The sequence below is a fragment of the Aeromonas sp. s9 genome, from assembly GCF_040907765.1.
GTDB classification, from domain to species: domain Bacteria; phylum Pseudomonadota; class Gammaproteobacteria; order Enterobacterales; family Aeromonadaceae; genus Aeromonas; species Aeromonas caviae.
In genome coordinates this window covers 35,601-50,838 of the sequence record NZ_JBFOCK010000048.1, presented here as the reverse complement: position 1 = coordinate 50,838, position 15,238 = coordinate 35,601, and the positions used below count along the sequence as shown (strand labels likewise).

General features: G+C 61.5%; 12 protein-coding genes and 1 tRNA gene. 9 read left to right on the top strand and 4 right to left on the bottom strand.

Features of this window, described 5'->3' with window-relative positions:
* Window positions 1-46: 46 nt before the first annotated feature.
* From aceB to AB5Y54_RS09760, 3 genes are all read right to left on the bottom strand, one after another.
* Window positions 47-1,654 carry a malate synthase A gene (gene aceB / locus AB5Y54_RS09770; protein WP_323890766.1) on the bottom strand — a complete coding sequence of 536 codons (1,608 nt, stop codon included), beginning with the start codon at window positions 1,652-1,654 and terminating at the stop codon, window positions 47-49.
* Between the two features lie 692 nt (window positions 1,655-2,346).
* Window positions 2,347-2,487 (bottom strand): hypothetical protein, encoded by a 141-nt coding sequence (locus tag AB5Y54_RS09765; protein ID WP_010675269.1) that lies wholly within the window; start codon window positions 2,485-2,487, stop codon window positions 2,347-2,349.
* A 257-nt stretch (window positions 2,488-2,744) separates the two neighbouring features.
* A tRNA-Pro gene (locus AB5Y54_RS09760) sits at window positions 2,745-2,821 on the bottom strand.
* A gap of 385 nt (window positions 2,822-3,206) precedes the next feature.
* On the opposite strand from AB5Y54_RS09760, the gene tadA reads away from it, so the two are divergent.
* The 9 genes from tadA (at window position 3,207) to AB5Y54_RS09715 (ending at window position 14,308) form a co-directional block, all read left to right on the top strand.
* Window positions 3,207-3,755, top strand: coding sequence for a tRNA adenosine(34) deaminase TadA (gene tadA, locus AB5Y54_RS09755; protein WP_080770013.1), 549 nt, complete (start codon window positions 3,207-3,209; stop codon window positions 3,753-3,755).
* A gap of 169 nt (window positions 3,756-3,924) precedes the next feature.
* Complete coding sequence (locus AB5Y54_RS09750; protein ID WP_113736171.1) at window positions 3,925-6,162, top strand: ABC transporter permease subunit; 2,238 nt, start codon at window positions 3,925-3,927, stop codon at window positions 6,160-6,162.
* A gap of 17 nt (window positions 6,163-6,179) precedes the next feature.
* Window positions 6,180-7,829, top strand: a complete 1,650-nt coding sequence (pstA, locus tag AB5Y54_RS09745) for a phosphate ABC transporter permease PstA (RefSeq protein WP_042017560.1) — start codon at window positions 6,180-6,182, stop codon at window positions 7,827-7,829.
* A 104-nt stretch (window positions 7,830-7,933) separates the two neighbouring features.
* Entirely contained in the window at window positions 7,934-8,752 is an 819-nt protein-coding gene (pstB, locus tag AB5Y54_RS09740) for a phosphate ABC transporter ATP-binding protein PstB (RefSeq protein WP_010675264.1), read from the top strand.
* Between the two features lie 108 nt (window positions 8,753-8,860).
* Window positions 8,861-9,571 (top strand): phosphate signaling complex protein PhoU, encoded by a 711-nt coding sequence (gene phoU / locus AB5Y54_RS09735; RefSeq protein WP_029314752.1) that lies wholly within the window; start codon window positions 8,861-8,863, stop codon window positions 9,569-9,571.
* Between the two features lie 241 nt (window positions 9,572-9,812).
* Window positions 9,813-11,132 carry a hemolysin family protein gene (locus AB5Y54_RS09730; protein WP_041213150.1) on the top strand — a complete coding sequence of 440 codons (1,320 nt, stop codon included), beginning with the start codon at window positions 9,813-9,815 and terminating at the stop codon, window positions 11,130-11,132.
* An 18-nt stretch (window positions 11,133-11,150) separates the two neighbouring features.
* A complete protein-coding gene (locus AB5Y54_RS09725) occupies window positions 11,151-11,693 on the top strand; it encodes a hypothetical protein (RefSeq protein ID WP_052815412.1) in 543 nt (180 codons plus the stop codon).
* A gap of 293 nt (window positions 11,694-11,986) precedes the next feature.
* The gene (locus tag AB5Y54_RS09720; RefSeq protein ID WP_039040257.1) at window positions 11,987-12,889 is read left to right on the top strand and encodes a homocysteine S-methyltransferase family protein; all 903 of its coding nucleotides are present in this window, start codon (window positions 11,987-11,989) and stop codon (window positions 12,887-12,889) included.
* Window positions 12,890-12,898: 9 nt separating this feature from the next.
* The gene (locus AB5Y54_RS09715) at window positions 12,899-14,308 is read left to right on the top strand and encodes a basic amino acid/polyamine antiporter (RefSeq protein WP_042864109.1); all 1,410 of its coding nucleotides are present in this window, start codon (window positions 12,899-12,901) and stop codon (window positions 14,306-14,308) included.
* 66 nt (window positions 14,309-14,374) lie between these two features.
* Here AB5Y54_RS09715 and AB5Y54_RS09710 read toward each other — a convergent pair whose 3' ends face one another.
* Window positions 14,375-15,214, bottom strand: coding sequence for a sterol desaturase family protein (locus AB5Y54_RS09710; protein ID WP_039040283.1), 840 nt, complete (start codon window positions 15,212-15,214; stop codon window positions 14,375-14,377).
* Window positions 15,215-15,238: the final 24 nt, after the last annotated feature.

The window sequence follows — 15,238 nt, the reverse complement described above, 5'->3', positions numbered from 1 at the left end:
TCACGTTTCCATTGACTTGTTATGGGGGCCGTTACCGGCCCGGGTCTCACAGCCGCTCGTAGCCGGGCAGCGTCAGAAAATCGATGAGTGTGTCGGCGCAGGTGATCTCGTCCATCAGGGCGCTCGCCTCGGCGAAACGGCCCGATTGCCAGCGGGCCTCGCCCACTTCGCCTCTGACCACCTCCTGCTCCTCGGCCAGCATCTGGCGGAACAGCGCCTTGGTCACCGCCTGACCGTTGGAGAGGGTCTTGCCGTGGCGGATCCACTGCCAGATGGAGGTGCGGGAGATCTCGGCGGTGGCGGCATCTTCCATCAGTCCGTAGATGGGCACGCAGCCGTTGCCGTTGATCCAGGCTTCCAGATATTGCAGGGCGACGCGGATATTGGTGCGCATGCCCGCCTCGGTGCGCTCGCCCTCACAGGGGGCCAGCAGGTCGGCGGCCGTGATGGGGGCATCCTGCTCGCGCAGCACGCCGATCTGGTTCTGGGCACCCGCCGGAATGGTGGCGTTGAACACCGCCATGGCGGTATCGGCCAGACCGGGGTGGGCGACCCAGGTACCGTCGTGGCCGTTGTCGGCCTCGCGCTGCTTGTCTGCGTGCACCTTGGCAAACACCTGTTCGTTGACTGCCGCGTCCTTGGCCGGAATAAAGGCAGCCATGCCCCCCATCGCCAGCGCGCCGCGCTTGTGGCAGGTCTTGATGAGGAGTCGCGAGTAGGCAGAGAGGAACGGCTTGTCCATGGTCACCACCTGACGATCCGGCAGGACGCGATCCGGGTGGTTCTTCAAGGTCTTGATATAGCTGAAGATGTAGTCCCAGCGGCCGCAGTTGAGGGCGACGATGTGATCCTTCATCTGATAGAGCAGCTCGTCCATCTCGAATACCGCCGGCAGGGTCTCGATGAGTACGGTGGCCTTGATGGTACCGCGGGGCAGACCGAATTTGTCCTCGGTCCAGGCGAACACCTCGCTCCACCAGCGCCCTTCCAGATGGCTCTGCAGCTTGGGTACGTAGAAGTAGGGACCGGAGCCCTTGGCCAGCAACGCCTTGTGGTTGTGCAGGAAATAGAGGGCGAAGTCGAACAGGCCGCCGGGAATGGGGGCACCATCAAAGGTGACGTGCTTCTCCGGCAGATGCAGACCGCGAACCCGGCAGATGAGCACGGCCGGATTGGGATTCAGGGTATAGGCCTTCCCCTCCGGGCTCTGGTAGGCAATGGTGCCGTTGACCGCATCGCGCAGGTTGATCTGGCCCTCGATCACCTTGTTCCAGGCTGGGGCCAGGGAGTCCTCGAAGTCGGCCATGAAGACCTTGACGTTGGCGTTGAGGGCATTGATCACCATTTTGCGCTCGACCGGGCCGGTGATCTCCACACGGCGGTCCTGCAGATCGGCGGGGATGCCGCGCACCGTCCAGTCACCAGCGCGAATATGGGCGGTCTCTGGCAGGAAGTCCGGCAACTCGCCGCCATCGATACGGGCCTGGCGTGCGACTCGCTGCTTCAGCAGCTCATTGCGTTGGGGAGCGAAACGTTCCACCAGTTCGGACACCAGGGCCACCGCATCCGGCGTCAGGATCTGCGCGTAATCGGGAAGCATCTCGCCTTGAATGCGCAGGCGGGTGCTGCTGATGGTCTGGGCCGGTGCCGACATAGTGGGTACTCCTCCAAAAGTTACATTTTGAATTTATTAACTACGACTAACGTCTATATCCCTTTCTTTCAAACTCCCCGTAACAGCGGGGTAACACGATTCATAAGGTGCAAAAGAATGGCGGATTCGTCAACTTGATTTTTAAAACAGGTGTTTTTTGATGATAGTTAAGATGCTGTTTTAAATGGATTTATGTGATTAGTGCAAAAGCTCTTTGCAGATGGTTATGCTCTTGGGTTGCCGGGGCGGCAGGGGGGAGGATTTCGGTAGAGGGGATGGGTTAAAAATGTAATTAATTACGTAATAAAATTACAAATGCAAAAACAAATCCCGACATTACTCCAAGCTTTGCAAAAACAGCTGTATGAAATGCCTTCGTTCAATCCAGCCTGCATGGGGGCTATGAAGTAACCGGGTAGTGAACTGGCGTTTAAAACTAAAATGTCAAATTGAGTCAAAATGGCGAAGGCGAACAGGAGAGAGGGAAATGACGAGCAATAACGTAGGTTTGTATCACGGCGTGTCCATGAAGGAGAGGGAGGTTGGAACGCAGCAGATGGTCAATTAAACTGATTTTTGAAGAAAAACCAGCATTTTGTCGTTATTTGCGGTGGCGGTCTGTTGGCCTGGGTCAAGGGCGGTGCCGGACAGCAAAACCGGCGTCTTGAACCGCACTATGGCACGGGCTCGTCTCAGTAATCTTCATCCGGGGCGGCGAGATCGATCACATCGAGGTGCACTGAACTGCCAAACCCGTGCTCTGCGGAATCGAGCTCGGAGGGCGTGGGGGAGATCAGGGGCTGAACGGGCTGGGAGTCAACAGCTTGGGTCATGGATGCTTGCCTCATTGATTGCAAGCCGGTCGGTGATTCCATCACCCTAGTGTCCACCTCCCTGTTTTTATGGCCGGCGGAAAAGTTGCGTATCCTAGCGGCACTTTATGAAAGCTTCAAGTGGTTCTGTATGAAATTCATGCCAATAAAAAGCGGCGACCTGATGAACGGGGGAGGCGAGAGGGAAAAGAGGCAAGCGTCGGGCGTGCAGGCAAAAAAATAGCCCAGTCGTTTGACTGGGCTATTCTCGGGGAATTTGGTCGGTGTGAGAGGATTCGAACCTCCGACCCTCTACACCCCATGCAGATGCGCTACCTGGCTGCGCTACACACCGACGGAGTCAGCTCGGCTGACGGGGAGGAAGTCTAATCGGATGATTTGGCGGGCGCAACTCCTTTTTTATCAGGGAGATGCCGACTGCTTCTTTATTGTTCAGCCAAGATGCAACTTGGGCCCTGGCCGGAGTTTTGGCATAATCGCCGCCCCCTTCGGCGGGCACAGGGTGGCGAACACCCGACTCGGGGCGTTCTTATGTCGCCGGGGCCTTTGGCCTCTCTTTCATTGACAGCATCTTCTGCCGTGGGCTACCGGCTACCGGCCAGCGCGAGGGGGAAGGGGCCCGGTGTGCCCAGGGCCGGGACGCAGCAATCCGGGAGTGCGCGGCCGATGCCGTGCAGGGGCCAGGCAAGCCGACATCATATCGACGAGAGGAGCAGGGCGTGAAACCATCTGAAGTTGCAGCACAGATCAGCCAGCGCGAGCAGGACGAACGCTGGATGCGCCATGCCATGGCCCTGGCTGCCAGGGCAGAGGGGATAGGCGAGATCCCGGTGGGCGCCGTGCTGGTGCTGGGGGACAAGATAGTGGCAGAGGGGTGGAATCGCTCCATCAGCGAGCACGACGCCTGCGCCCATGCCGAGGTGATGGCGCTTCGGGAAGCGGGCAAGCAGCTTGAAAACTATCGCCTGCTCGACACCACCCTCTATGTGACGCTGGAGCCCTGCTGTATGTGTGCCGGCGCCCTCATCCACAGCCGGGTCAAGCGGGTGGTCTATGGTGCCCGGGATTTGAAGACGGGGGCGGCAGGCTCTGTGTTCGACATCCTGCTGGATCCCCGCCACAACCACCAGGTGGCACTGACGGGGGAGGTGCTCGCCGACGCCTGCTCGGCCCAGCTGTCGGATTTCTTCAAGCGGCGCCGCGCCGAGAAGAAGGCGGCCAGACTCGCCGCGAAAGAGGCGCTTCCTCAAGATGACAGCGGGGCCTGATGGCCCCGTTTGCTTTTATTTCACTGCCAGACAGGCTGCCTGCTTCCCCCCGAATACCAACTGCCACACCCCCCGATGAAGCCCGTGCTCTTTGCCGCTGTTGATGTAACAAAACTGTCATGCATCCGCCATATAATGCCGCCAAGCCTAGCTCACATTGAGGTCTTGCATGTCATCGGAATCGTTAAATCTGGTCATGGCGGGCAGTCGAAAACGCCGGATCAAGGATAAATTGGCCAAATATGGCGTCACCACAGGGGGAGCCCTGGTGCTGGTGGCGCTGTTGCTTATCTTCTTCTACCTGCTTTATGTGGTGAAGCCCATCTTCAATGGCGCCAGCATGGAGAGCACCGCGTCCTTCACCCTGCCCATCAAGGGTAAGACCGCCTGGCTCGGGGTCGAGGAGCAAAACGAGATAGGTTACCGCTTCAGCGACCTGGGGAAGGTCAAGTTCTTTGCCGTGCAACCGGATGGCAAGATCAAGACCGGACAGGTGATTGGCGAGGCACAGGTGAACGGCGAGATCACGGCGGTCGCGCCGCCTGCACCGGGCCAGAAACTCATCGCCTATGGGTTTGCCGACGGCAAGGCTCAGGTGGTGCAACCCTATTTCAAGATCTCCTATCCCAATGACGTGCGCGTCATCGAGCCCAGCCTGCAATATCCCTTCGGCGAGACCCCCGTGGTGATCGATCCCCAGGGCAAGGCGCTGACGCGCATGGTCTTCGAGGCGACCAAGGACAAGATGGCGACCGCGGCCGTGACCGAAGATGGTCGTGGTGTGCTGATGGTGATGAGCGGCGAGGAGAATTTCCTCTCCGGCGAAATCGAGTGGAGCAACCAGACCTACACCATTCCGTCCCTGCCACGCTATGTTGACCAGATGCTGCTGACCCCGAACCTGCGCCTGTTGTTCGTGCGCGAGGGCAACCGCCTGTCGGTCTATGACATCCACAACCTGAGCGATATTTCCCTGCGCAATGTCATGGAGATCAACGCCCCCAATGCCAGCGTGACCCAGGTGGCCCTGCTCTCCGGTGCGTCCTCCCTGCTGGTGGGCAACGACAACGGCGTCATCTCCCAGTGGTTCGAGGTGGCAAAGGATGGCAAGCGCCAGTTCACCCAGATCCGTGACTTCAAGAGTGACGCGCCGGTCGCCCTGCTGACCCCCGAGCACTTTCGCAAGGGCTTCATCAGCGCAGGCAGCGACGGCACCATCAACTTCTTCCATGCCACCGGCGAAGCCAAGCTGCTTGGCGAGAAGGTTGACGGGGGCAACCTGGCTGCCGTTGCCATCTCTCCTCGCCACAACCTGCTGTTGACCCAGCAGGGGGATGACTTCAAGGTCTTTGACGTCGAGAACGATCACCCCGAGGTAACCTGGTCTGCCCTCTGGCAACAGGTGTGGTATGAAGGCTATCCCGAGCCCCAGTACGTGTGGCAGTCCACCTCCGCCAGCAACGACTTCGAAGCCAAGCTGAGCCTGGTGCCCCTGGTGTTCGGTACCTTGAAAGCCTCCTTCTATGCCATGGTGTTCGCGGTGCCCCTGGGTGTCGCCGGCGCAATCTATACCGCCTACTTCATGTCGGCGGGGCTGCGCAAATACGTCAAGCCGACGGTGGAGATCATGGCGGCGCTGCCGACCGTCATCCTCGGCTTCCTGGCGGGTCTGTGGCTCGCGCCCATCATCGAAGGGGCCCTGCCCGGGGTGATCCTGCTGCTGATCCTGCTGCCCATGGGCATGCTGCTCACCGCCCTGGTGTGGAACTATCTGCCGGAGCGCGGCCGCACCTGGCTGCCGGAAGGCTGGCACGCCATCCTGCTCATCCCTGTGCTGCTGTTCATCGGTTGGGGCGCCTTCGCCTTGAGCCCCATCATCGAGAACGCCTTCATGCACGGTGATTCGCGCATCTGGCTGACCCACGACATGGGCATCAAGTTTGACCAGCGCAACTCCCTGGTGGTTGGTATCGCCATGGGCTTTGCGGTCATCCCCACCATCTTCTCCATCGCCGAAGACGCGGTCTTCTCGGTGCCCAAGCACCTGACCCAGGGCTCGCTTGCGCTGGGGGCGACCCCGTGGCAGACCCTGAGCCGGGTGGTGATCCTCACCGCGAGCCCAGGCATCTTCTCGGCGGTGATGATGGGCCTTGGCCGCGCCGTGGGCGAGACCATGATCGTGCTGATGGCCACCGGCAACACCCCCATCATGGACTTTTCCATGTTCCAGGGGCTGCGGACCCTGGCGGCGAACATCGCGGTGGAGATGCCGGAATCGGAAGTGGGCAGCTCCCACTACCGGGTGCTCTTCCTCGCCGCCTTCGTGCTGTTTGTGTTCACCTTCTTGTTCAATACCCTGGCCGAATTCGTCCGCCAGCGGTTGCGTGAAAAGTACAGCTCTCTGTAAGGACTAAGGAATCGACAATGGGTAAGTGGTTTAAATCGGGGGCCCCCTGGATCTGGATGACGGGGGGCGCCGTCAGCCTGAGTCTGGTGGCCGTACTGGGTCTGTTGTTGCTGATCGGCTGGCGTGGTCTGGTCTATTTCTGGCCCCATCCCATCTATGAGTGGCAACTTGAAGATGCAAGCGGCAACAAGAGCGTCCTGATTGGCGAGATCAACGACCGGGAGCTGGTGCCGGTGGAGCGCCTGCGCGCCGCAGGCCAGGCGCTGGAAGGGGAGGATCGCGAAGAGATTACCCGTTATCTGGTCAAGACCGGCAACCGGGAGTTCGTGGACCTCGATTTTCGCTGGGTGCTGGAGACCGATATCAAATCGCGCACCCAGCCGGCGGAGCTCGCCATGGTGGAGCGTGCCACCAACGGCAACTTCTATGGTTACATCACCTCGGTGAAGGAAGATGGCCAGGAGCTGACCACGGATCTGCATCCCGCCTTGCAGCGGGTGCTGGCCCGTGCCAACGGCCTCTCAAGCCAAGCCAACGACCTGCAAAAAGGGGCCATCGGCAGCATCAACTATCAGCTGGAGCGCCTGCGCCTGAAAGAGCGCAAGGCCGAGCTGGATGACAAGCTGACCGATCAGCTTAAAGCCGAGCTGGCGAGCGAGCGTCAGGCGCTCAACGACCGTTACCAGGTGCTGGAGAAAGAGCTCTTCTCCCTGCGTACCCAGGCGGACAGAGACAGCATCACCGTCAAGGACATGCGCGGCGAGCTGGTGACCATGCCGATGTCCCGGGTGCTGGATGTAGTCTGGCCCAACGACATGAGCCTGATGGCCAAGGTGGGTCACTGGTTCCACCAGATTGGCAAGTTCGTCTCCGATGACCCCCGGGAGGCGAACACCGAGGGCGGCGTCTTCCCGGCCATCTTCGGCACCGTCTTCATGGTGATCCTGATGGCCATCATCGTGACCCCGCTCGGGGTGGTGGCGGCGGTCTACCTGCACGAGTACGCGGGCAAGAACAGCCTGACCAAGATCATCCGCATCGCGGTGATCAACCTGGCGGGGGTACCCTCCATCGTCTACGGCGTGTTTGGTCTGGGCTTCTTCGTCTACACCCTGGGGGGCAGCATCGACCGCCTCTTCTACCCGGAAGCGCTGCCGAGTCCGACCTTCGGTTCCCCCGGAGTCATCTGGTCAGCCCTGACCCTGGCCATCCTGACCCTGCCGGTGGTGATCGTCTCCACCGAAGAGGGGCTGGCCCGGATCCCGAGCACCATTCGCCAGGGTTCGCTGGCGCTGGGTGCCACCCAGGCCGAGACCCTGTGGCGCATCGTGCTGCCCATGGCAAGCCCGGCCATCATGACCGGCCTTATCCTGGCCATCGCCCGTGCGGCGGGCGAGGTGGCGCCGCTGATGCTGGTGGGGGTGGTGAAGCTTGCTCCCACGTTGCCGATGGACGGCAACTTCCCGTACCTGCACGTGGAGCGCAAGTTCATGCACCTGGGCTTCCACATCTATGACGTGGGCTTCCAGAGCCCGAACGTCGAGGCGGCGCGTCCTCTGGTCTACGCCACCTCCTTCCTGCTGGTGACGGTGATCGTCGGCCTCAACCTGACGGCGATCGGTATTCGTAACCACCTGCGCGAGAAATTCCGGTCGCTGGAACATTAATCCAGCCATTACAGAGACGGGCAGGGACCTTCCCTGCCAACCAGATATTCCGGCAGCGGGCAAGACGTTTGCCCGCTGCCACCAAGAGAATTTGAGGTAAACAGATGATCAACGTAACACCGAGTTCGGCCCCGCACACCGCCACCGACCTGCTCAACCTGACCCCGGAGCAGACTGCGCTGGAGGTGAAGGATCTCAACCTGTACTACGGCAACAAGCAGGCGCTGTTCAACGTCAACATGAAGATCCCCAAGGGTCAGGTCACCGCCTTCATCGGCCCGTCCGGTTGCGGCAAGTCCACTTTGCTGCGCTGCATCAACCGGATGAACGATCTGGTGGAGATCTGCCGCATCGAGGGGGAGATCCAGCTGCACGGCCACAACATCTATGACAAGAGCGTGGATGTCTCCGCCCTTCGCCGTCAGGTGGGCATGGTGTTCCAGCGCCCCAACCCCTTCCCCAAGTCCATCTACGAGAACGTGGTCTACGGCCTGCGCCTGCAGGGCATCAATGACCGCCGTACCCTGGACGAGGCCGCCGAGCGTTCCCTGCGCGGTGCCGCCCTGTGGGAGGAGGTGAAGGATCGTCTGCACGACAATGCCTTTGGTCTCTCCGGCGGTCAGCAGCAGCGTCTGGTGATTGCCCGTGCCATCGCCATCGAGCCGGAAGTGCTGTTGCTCGATGAACCGACCTCGGCGCTGGACCCCATCTCCACCCTCACCATCGAGGAGCTCATCAACGAGCTCAAGAGCCAGTTCACCGTGGTGATCGTGACCCACAACATGCAGCAGGCGGCGCGGGTCTCGGATCAGACCGCGTTCATGTACATGGGGGAACTCATCGAGTACTCGAATACCAACACCATCTTCACCACCCCGGCCAAGAAGAAGACCGAAGACTACATTACCGGTCGTTACGGCTAAGGGATGCCGCTGATTGAGATGAGCAAGATGAGCAAGATGGGCATCAACAAACAGATTGGCAGTCAGTTCAACGGCTAAGGCATAATCGGAGCAACAAGGATTACTGGTATGGACAATATGAACCTCAACAAACACATCTCCGGTCAGTTCAATGCCGAGCTTGAGAGCGTGCGCAACCAGGTACTGGTGATGGGGGGGCTGGTGGAGAAGCAACTCACCGACGCCATCGCCGCCATCCATGGCCAGGATCTGGATGCGGCGCGCAAGATCGTGGCCAACGACCACAAGGTCAACGCCATGGAAGTGGCGATCGACGAGGAGTGCACCCGCATCATCGCCAAGCGTCAGCCCACCGCGTCCGACCTGCGGCTGGTGATGGCCATCATCAAGACCATCACGGATCTGGAGCGGATCGGCGACGTGGCGGACAAGATTGCCCGCATGCTGACCGACAACGCCAACAAGCCCCAGCCACCGCTGGTGTCGCTGGAGAACATGGGGCGTCGCACCATCAAGATGCTCCACGACGTGCTCGACGCCTTCGCCCGCATGGATCTGGATGCCGCCCTGGCGGTCTACAAGGAAGATGACAAGGTGGACCGCGAATACGAGTCCATCATCCGCGAGCTGATGACCTACATGATGGAAGATCCGCGCACTATACCGCAGGTGCTGAACGTCTTGTGGGCGGCACGGGCCATCGAGCGGGTCGGCGATCGCTGCCAGCACATCTGCGAGTACATCGTCTACTACGTCAAGGGCAAGGATGTGCGTCACACCAAGGCCGATGACCTGAGCGATCTGCTGGGCAAGGGCTGATGGGGCGCCTTGGGTGGAGCTCCCGTCGCGGCTGCACGACGGGAATCCAACTCTGATTGAATAAAAAGGCGCTTTGAGCGCCTTTTTCATTGCATGGCACGGCAGTTCAAGATAACGCCACCCAGCGGGCGCTTTTCTGCTAGAATATGGCCCCTGTGTGAGTCCCGGATGGAGTCACGGTCCGGTTTCCCGGGCCCAGTTTGCCGTCTTGTGCTAAGGCGGCTGTAGCAATAGGTTAATCATGAGTTTTGCCGATAGTTTGTTCTTTCTGATGCTGCTGGTCGCCGGCAGCGTGTTCTTCTCACTCTCCGAGATCTCCCTTGCCGCCTCCCGCAAGATCAAGTTGCAGGTGATGGCCGACGAGGGCAACCGCCACGCCGAGAAGGTGCTGGCATTGCAGGCCCAGCCGGGCAACTTCTTTACCGTGGTGCAGATAGGCCTCAATACCGTCGCCATCCTCGGCGGTATCCTGGGGGAATCCGCCCTCAATCCCGCCATCAGGGAGCTGATTGCCGGCTTCTACCAGGGGCCCTGGCTCGGCCAGATTAGCTCTGCGGCCTCGTTCGTCTTCGTCACCGGCATGTTCATCCTGATAGCGGACCTGATGCCCAAGCGCCTTGCCATGACCATGCCCGAGCGGATCGCTGTTGTGGTGGTGCGTCCCATGATGCTGTGCGTCACCTTGCTGATGCCGCTGGTGTGGCTGTTCAACGGCATGGCCAACGGCCTGTTCCGGCTGATGCGCATCTCCATGGTGCGCAACGACGAGATCACCTCCGACGATATTTATGCGGTGATGGATGCAGGTGCCGAAGCCGGTGTCATCCAGCGCGAGGAGCACCAGCTCATCGAGAACGTGTTCGAGCTCCAGTCTCTGGGTGTCACTTCCGCCATGACGGCGCGGGAGAGCCTCATCTACTTCACCCTGCAAGAGGGGGAGGAGAGCATCAAGGCGAAGATCGCCGAGCACCCCCACAACAAGTTCCTGGTGTGCGACCACAACCTCGACAGCATCAAGGGGTTCGTGGATGCCAAGGAGCTGCTGATCCGCGTCATCAGCGGCCAGAGCATCGATCTCAACAGCGGCTCCCTGGTGCAGAACGTCATCATCATTCCCGACACCCTCAACCTCTACGAGGCGATGGAGTACTTCAAGAACCATCGCGGCGATTTTGCGGTGGTGATGAACGAATACGCCCTGGTGGTGGGCATCGTCACCATGAACGACCTGATGAGCACCGTCATGGGGGAGTGGGCCACCCACGTGGTGGAAGAGCAGATCGTCCAGCGGGACGAGAACTCCTGGCTGGTGGACGGGGTGACCCCCATCTCCGACGTGATGCGCGCCTTCGACATCGAGGAGTTCCCGGAAAACCAGAACTACGAGACCATCGCCGGTTTCATCATGTACATGCTGCGCAAGATCCCCAAGCGCACCGACTCGGTCAAATATGCCGGTTACAAGTTCGAAGTGGTGGACATCGACAGTTACAAGATTGACCAGTTGCTGGTCACCCGGGTAGAACCTGCGAGCAATGAGAAGCCCGCTCAGGAATCCTAAAGGAGTTCGTTAGCAATCATGAAGATGAAGACTCATTCCCGTGCGCTGGCCTGTGTGGCGCTCGCCCTGGCACTGGGTGCCTGCAGCCAGAGCGCACCGCGCAAGCCGGTGGCGCCTGCCAAACCCGTCGCTCCCCAGCCTGCCGTGGTGGTCCCGCAGCAGGATCCCGATGCGGTGGTGCAAAGCGCCGTGGCAGAGCCCAGCCCGGTGTTCGACGAGGAGTATCACGGCCCGGATCAAGGGTCGCTTGAATCGGTCACCGCCCTGTTTGCCCGGGGTTACATCGAATCCGCCATGCGCGAGACCATGCTGGCGGCGGTGCACAGCGACTATCCGCTGCTCGGCATGCGGGACGTGCGTCTCACTGACCCTGTTGCCAAGTTCCTCACCTCGGCCCAGGCACGCACCACGGCCCACGACTACCTCTATGCCGGGGTGCAGCGTCGGCTGGGCCGCCCCCTCAGCCCCGCCCAGTGGGAGCAGATCTGGCAGGGCTATCCCCAGCAGGGCCGGGTCTCCGACTGGGTCAAGCAGACCAAGCGGGTGATGGCCGGGCGCTGAGCCCCTGGTTATCGGCGGCTGTGCCCGCCTTGATCCCCTGTTTCACAAGAGGCCACCCCCCGGGGTGGCCTCTTGTCGTTTCAGTGCCTGGCCAGGTGATGCCTGTGCCGGGGAGACCTCCCTTTGCCGCCATCATCCTGAGCTTGCCCGGATTTGTTCGTAGCCCCCGATTGCCTCTTGTTCTACTTTGGGTCATGATATTTGGGATTTCTAGCCGTCTAGATGTTTTGATGGCTTAATGTGGTTTCACACAATAAACACCCGTCATGGCGGGGAGACGCAGAGAGACAGAGATGGACAAGCAGGATTTGTGGGTACTCGATGGCGGTATGGGCCGTGAACTGGCGCGGCGTGGTGCGCCGTTCCGTCAACCGGAGTGGTCGGCACTGGCGTTGATGGAAGCGCCCGAGACGGTGCGCGAGGTACACCAGGCCTATGCGACGAGCGGTGCCCGGGTGATCACCACCAACAGCTATGCCCTGGTGCCCTTCCATATCGGCGAGGCACGCTTTGCCGCCCAAGGGGAGGCACTTGCAGCTCTGGCCGGGCAACTGGCCCGAGACGTGGCCGACGAGCAGGGGGGAGCCGTCAAGGTGGCCGGCTCCTTGCCGCCGCTCTTTGGCTCCTATCGTGCGGACCTCTATCAGGCCGAGCGGGTGAGCGAGCTGGCGACACCGCTTATCCGTGCCCTGTCACCCCATGTGGATCTCTGGCTGGCGGAGACCATGAGCCTCATCGCCGAGCCCCTGGCCCTCAAGGCCCTGCTGCCCGAGGACGGCAAGCCGTTCTGGGTCTCCTTTACTCTGGAAGACGAAGCGCCGGGCAGCGAGCCCACCCTGCGCTCCGGCGAGCGGGTGGCGGATGCCGTGACCGCGTTGGCGTCGGCCGGGGTGGATGCCATCCTGTTCAACTGCTGCCAGCCCGAGGTGATTGAAGGGGCGCTCAAGGTGGCCGTCGCCGCGTTGCAGGTTCAGGGGCGCACCGACGTTCGCCTCGGCGCCTATGCCAACGCCTTCCCGCCCCAGCCCAAGGAGGCGACTGCCAATGACGGTCTGGACGAGATCCGCGGCGATCTGGGGCCGCTGGATTACCTCGGCTGGGCCGAGCGCTGGCGCAGAGCCGGGGCAAACCTCATCGGCGGCTGCTGCGGCATCGGCCCGGAACACATCGAGGCGCTGGCCAGCCGGCTGCGTTAAGGAGCGCCCATGAAAGAGAGCAAGATCGGGCTCTGGTCCCTCACTGCGCTGGTGTTCAGCTCCATGGTGGGGGCCGGCATCTTCAGCCTGCCCCAGAACATGGCCGATGTGGCGGGCGCCCGCGCCGTGCTGATCGGCTGGGCCGTCACCGGGGTCGGCATACTGGCGCTGGCCATGAGCTTCCTCTACCTGTCGCGGCTCAAACCCGAGCTCGACGGCGGCATCTACAGCTATGCCCGGGCCGGCTTTGGCGAGCTGGTGGGGTTCTTCTCCGCCTGGGGATACTGGCTCTGTGCCACCATCGGCGTGGTGGGGTATCTGGTGATCGCCTTCGCGGCGCTGGGCAGCTTCGTCGATACGCCGGAGCGGGTCTGGTTTGGCGAGGGCAACACATTGGCAGCTTTTGTCGGCGAGTCCTGCATCCTCTGGGCGGTGCACCTGCTGGTGGCCCGCGGCGTGCAGCAGGCGGCCCTGTTCAATCTGGTGGCGACCCTGGCCAAGAGCCTGCCGCTGCTGCTGTTCATCCTGTTCGCCTGCTACTGGTTCGATCCGGTCACCTTTGCGGCGGATCAGGAGGGCAGCACCCTGGCGGTACCGGTCTCCGAGCAGGTGCGCAACACCATGCTCATCACCCTCTGGGTTTTCACCGGCATCGAAGGGGCAGCGGTGCTCTCGGCCCGGGCGAGAAACAAGCGGGACGTGGGCACCGCCACCGTGCTCGGCGTGGTGCTGGCGCTGCTGCTCTATGTGCTCATCTCGGTGCTGGCGCTCGGAATATTGAGCCGCCCGGAGCTTGCGGCCCTGCCCAACCCCTCCATGGCGGGATTGATGGCCCAGATGACGGGTTCCTGGGGCAAGCTGCTCATCAGCGCCGGCCTCATCGTGTCGGTGCTCGCCTCCTACGTGAGCTGGACCCTCTTCTCGGCCGAGGTGCCGTTCAGCGCGGCTCGTCACGGGGCCTTCCCGGCCATCTTCCGGCGCGAGAACCGCAACGGCACCCCCATCGCCTCGCTCTGGCTCACCAGCCTGACCGTGCAGGGCTGCTTGCTGCTGGTATGGCTGCTTGGCAAGGGGTATACCAACCTGCTGCTCATCTCCACCTCCATGATCCTGGTGCCCTACCTGCTCATCGGCCTCTTCCTGCTCAAGCTGGTCTTCAGTGGCAAGGGGGGGCAGGGCCGCGGCCTGATGCGGGTGGTGGCGCTGGTGTCGAGCGGTTATGGTTTCTGGCTGCTCTACGCCGCCGGGGTGGAGTACCTGCTGCTGTCGCTTCTGCTCTACGGGCCGGGTCTGCTGCTGTTTCTCTACAGCCGTCGCCAGCTCGGCGCCGAGCAGCGGCTCAGCGGGCGCGAACGGCTGCTGGCCGGGGTGACGCTGCTGAGCCTGATCCCCGCCGTCTGGTCCTTCGTTCACGTCTGACCCGGGGGTTGTCCCTGTCATGAAAAAGAGCGCCCCTGGGCGCTCTTTTTTATCCTGGTCGGTGGGTCAACCGCTGGTGGGGCCCGCCGGTTTGCCAAACAGCACGGCGAGCTTTTGCCGCCATGGGAGGCCCCGGGCCTCTTGCAGCATGTCGCGCCACTCGTGGAAGGTGAGGGTGAGGGGGTTGAAGCTGTGAATTGGCTTGGTGATGCCGAAACGGCACGGCTCGCCCAAGTCTTCTTCCACGAAGGTGCCAAACAGCCGGTCCCAGATGATGAGCACGCCGGCGAAGTTGCGATCGATGTATCTGGCATTGCTGGCGTGGTGCACCCTGTGGTGGGACGGGGTGTTGAAGATCCATTCAAGTTTGCCCAGCTTGCCCACCACCTGGGTGTGGACGAAGAACTGAAAACCCAGGCTCAAGAGCACGGTGGCCACCACCGCCTCGGGGGGGAAGCCGATGAGGATCATGGGGATCCAGAACAGCCACATGCCGGAGACCGGGTACATCAGGCTCTGGCGAAAGGCGGTGGAGAGGTTGAGCCGCTCCGAGCTGTGGTGCACCACGTGGGAGGCCCAGAGCCAGCGCACATGGTGGCTCGCGAAGTGGAACAGCCAGTAGCAGAGATCCTGCAACAGAAAGAGCAGCAAGAGGCTCCAGAGGTTCAGCTCGATATCGAATAATCGCCAGCCCCAGAGGGTGTCATAGAGATAGGCGATGGCAATGGCGGCCAGGGCATCGCCCCCCTGATGCATCAGTGCCAGGGTGGCATTGGCGAAGAGATCCTTCCACTGGTAGCCCGCCGTGGGATAGGCGGCGCCGTGTTTTCGCAGGTAGAGCATCTCCCAGCCGATGAAAACCAGAAAGAGGGGCGAGAGGTAGAGCAGGAGCAGTTGCACATCCATGTGAGCCATCCGGTTGGACCAGTT

What these genes read in the sequence shown, in the direction of transcription:
- aceB (WP_323890766.1), bottom strand. Translation starts at nt 1,654, where the DNA reads ATGTCGGCACCGGCCCAGACCATCAGCAGCACCCGCCTGCGCATTCAA.
- AB5Y54_RS09725 (WP_052815412.1), top strand. Translation starts at nt 11,151, where the DNA reads ATGAAGATGAAGACTCATTCCCGTGCGCTGGCCTGTGTGGCGCTCGCC.
- AB5Y54_RS09715 (WP_042864109.1), top strand. Translation starts at nt 12,899, where the DNA reads ATGAAAGAGAGCAAGATCGGGCTCTGGTCCCTCACTGCGCTGGTGTTC.
- phoU (WP_029314752.1), top strand. Translation starts at nt 8,861, where the DNA reads ATGGACAATATGAACCTCAACAAACACATCTCCGGTCAGTTCAATGCC.
- AB5Y54_RS09750 (WP_113736171.1), top strand. Translation starts at nt 3,925, where the DNA reads ATGTCATCGGAATCGTTAAATCTGGTCATGGCGGGCAGTCGAAAACGC.
- AB5Y54_RS09730 (WP_041213150.1), top strand. Translation starts at nt 9,813, where the DNA reads ATGAGTTTTGCCGATAGTTTGTTCTTTCTGATGCTGCTGGTCGCCGGC.
- AB5Y54_RS09765 (WP_010675269.1), bottom strand. Translation starts at nt 2,487, where the DNA reads ATGACCCAAGCTGTTGACTCCCAGCCCGTTCAGCCCCTGATCTCCCCC.
- AB5Y54_RS09720 (WP_039040257.1), top strand. Translation starts at nt 11,987, where the DNA reads ATGGACAAGCAGGATTTGTGGGTACTCGATGGCGGTATGGGCCGTGAA.
- AB5Y54_RS09710 (WP_039040283.1), bottom strand. Translation starts at nt 15,214, where the DNA reads ATGGATGTGCAACTGCTCCTGCTCTACCTCTCGCCCCTCTTTCTGGTT.
- pstB (WP_010675264.1), top strand. Translation starts at nt 7,934, where the DNA reads ATGATCAACGTAACACCGAGTTCGGCCCCGCACACCGCCACCGACCTG.
- pstA (WP_042017560.1), top strand. Translation starts at nt 6,180, where the DNA reads ATGGGTAAGTGGTTTAAATCGGGGGCCCCCTGGATCTGGATGACGGGG.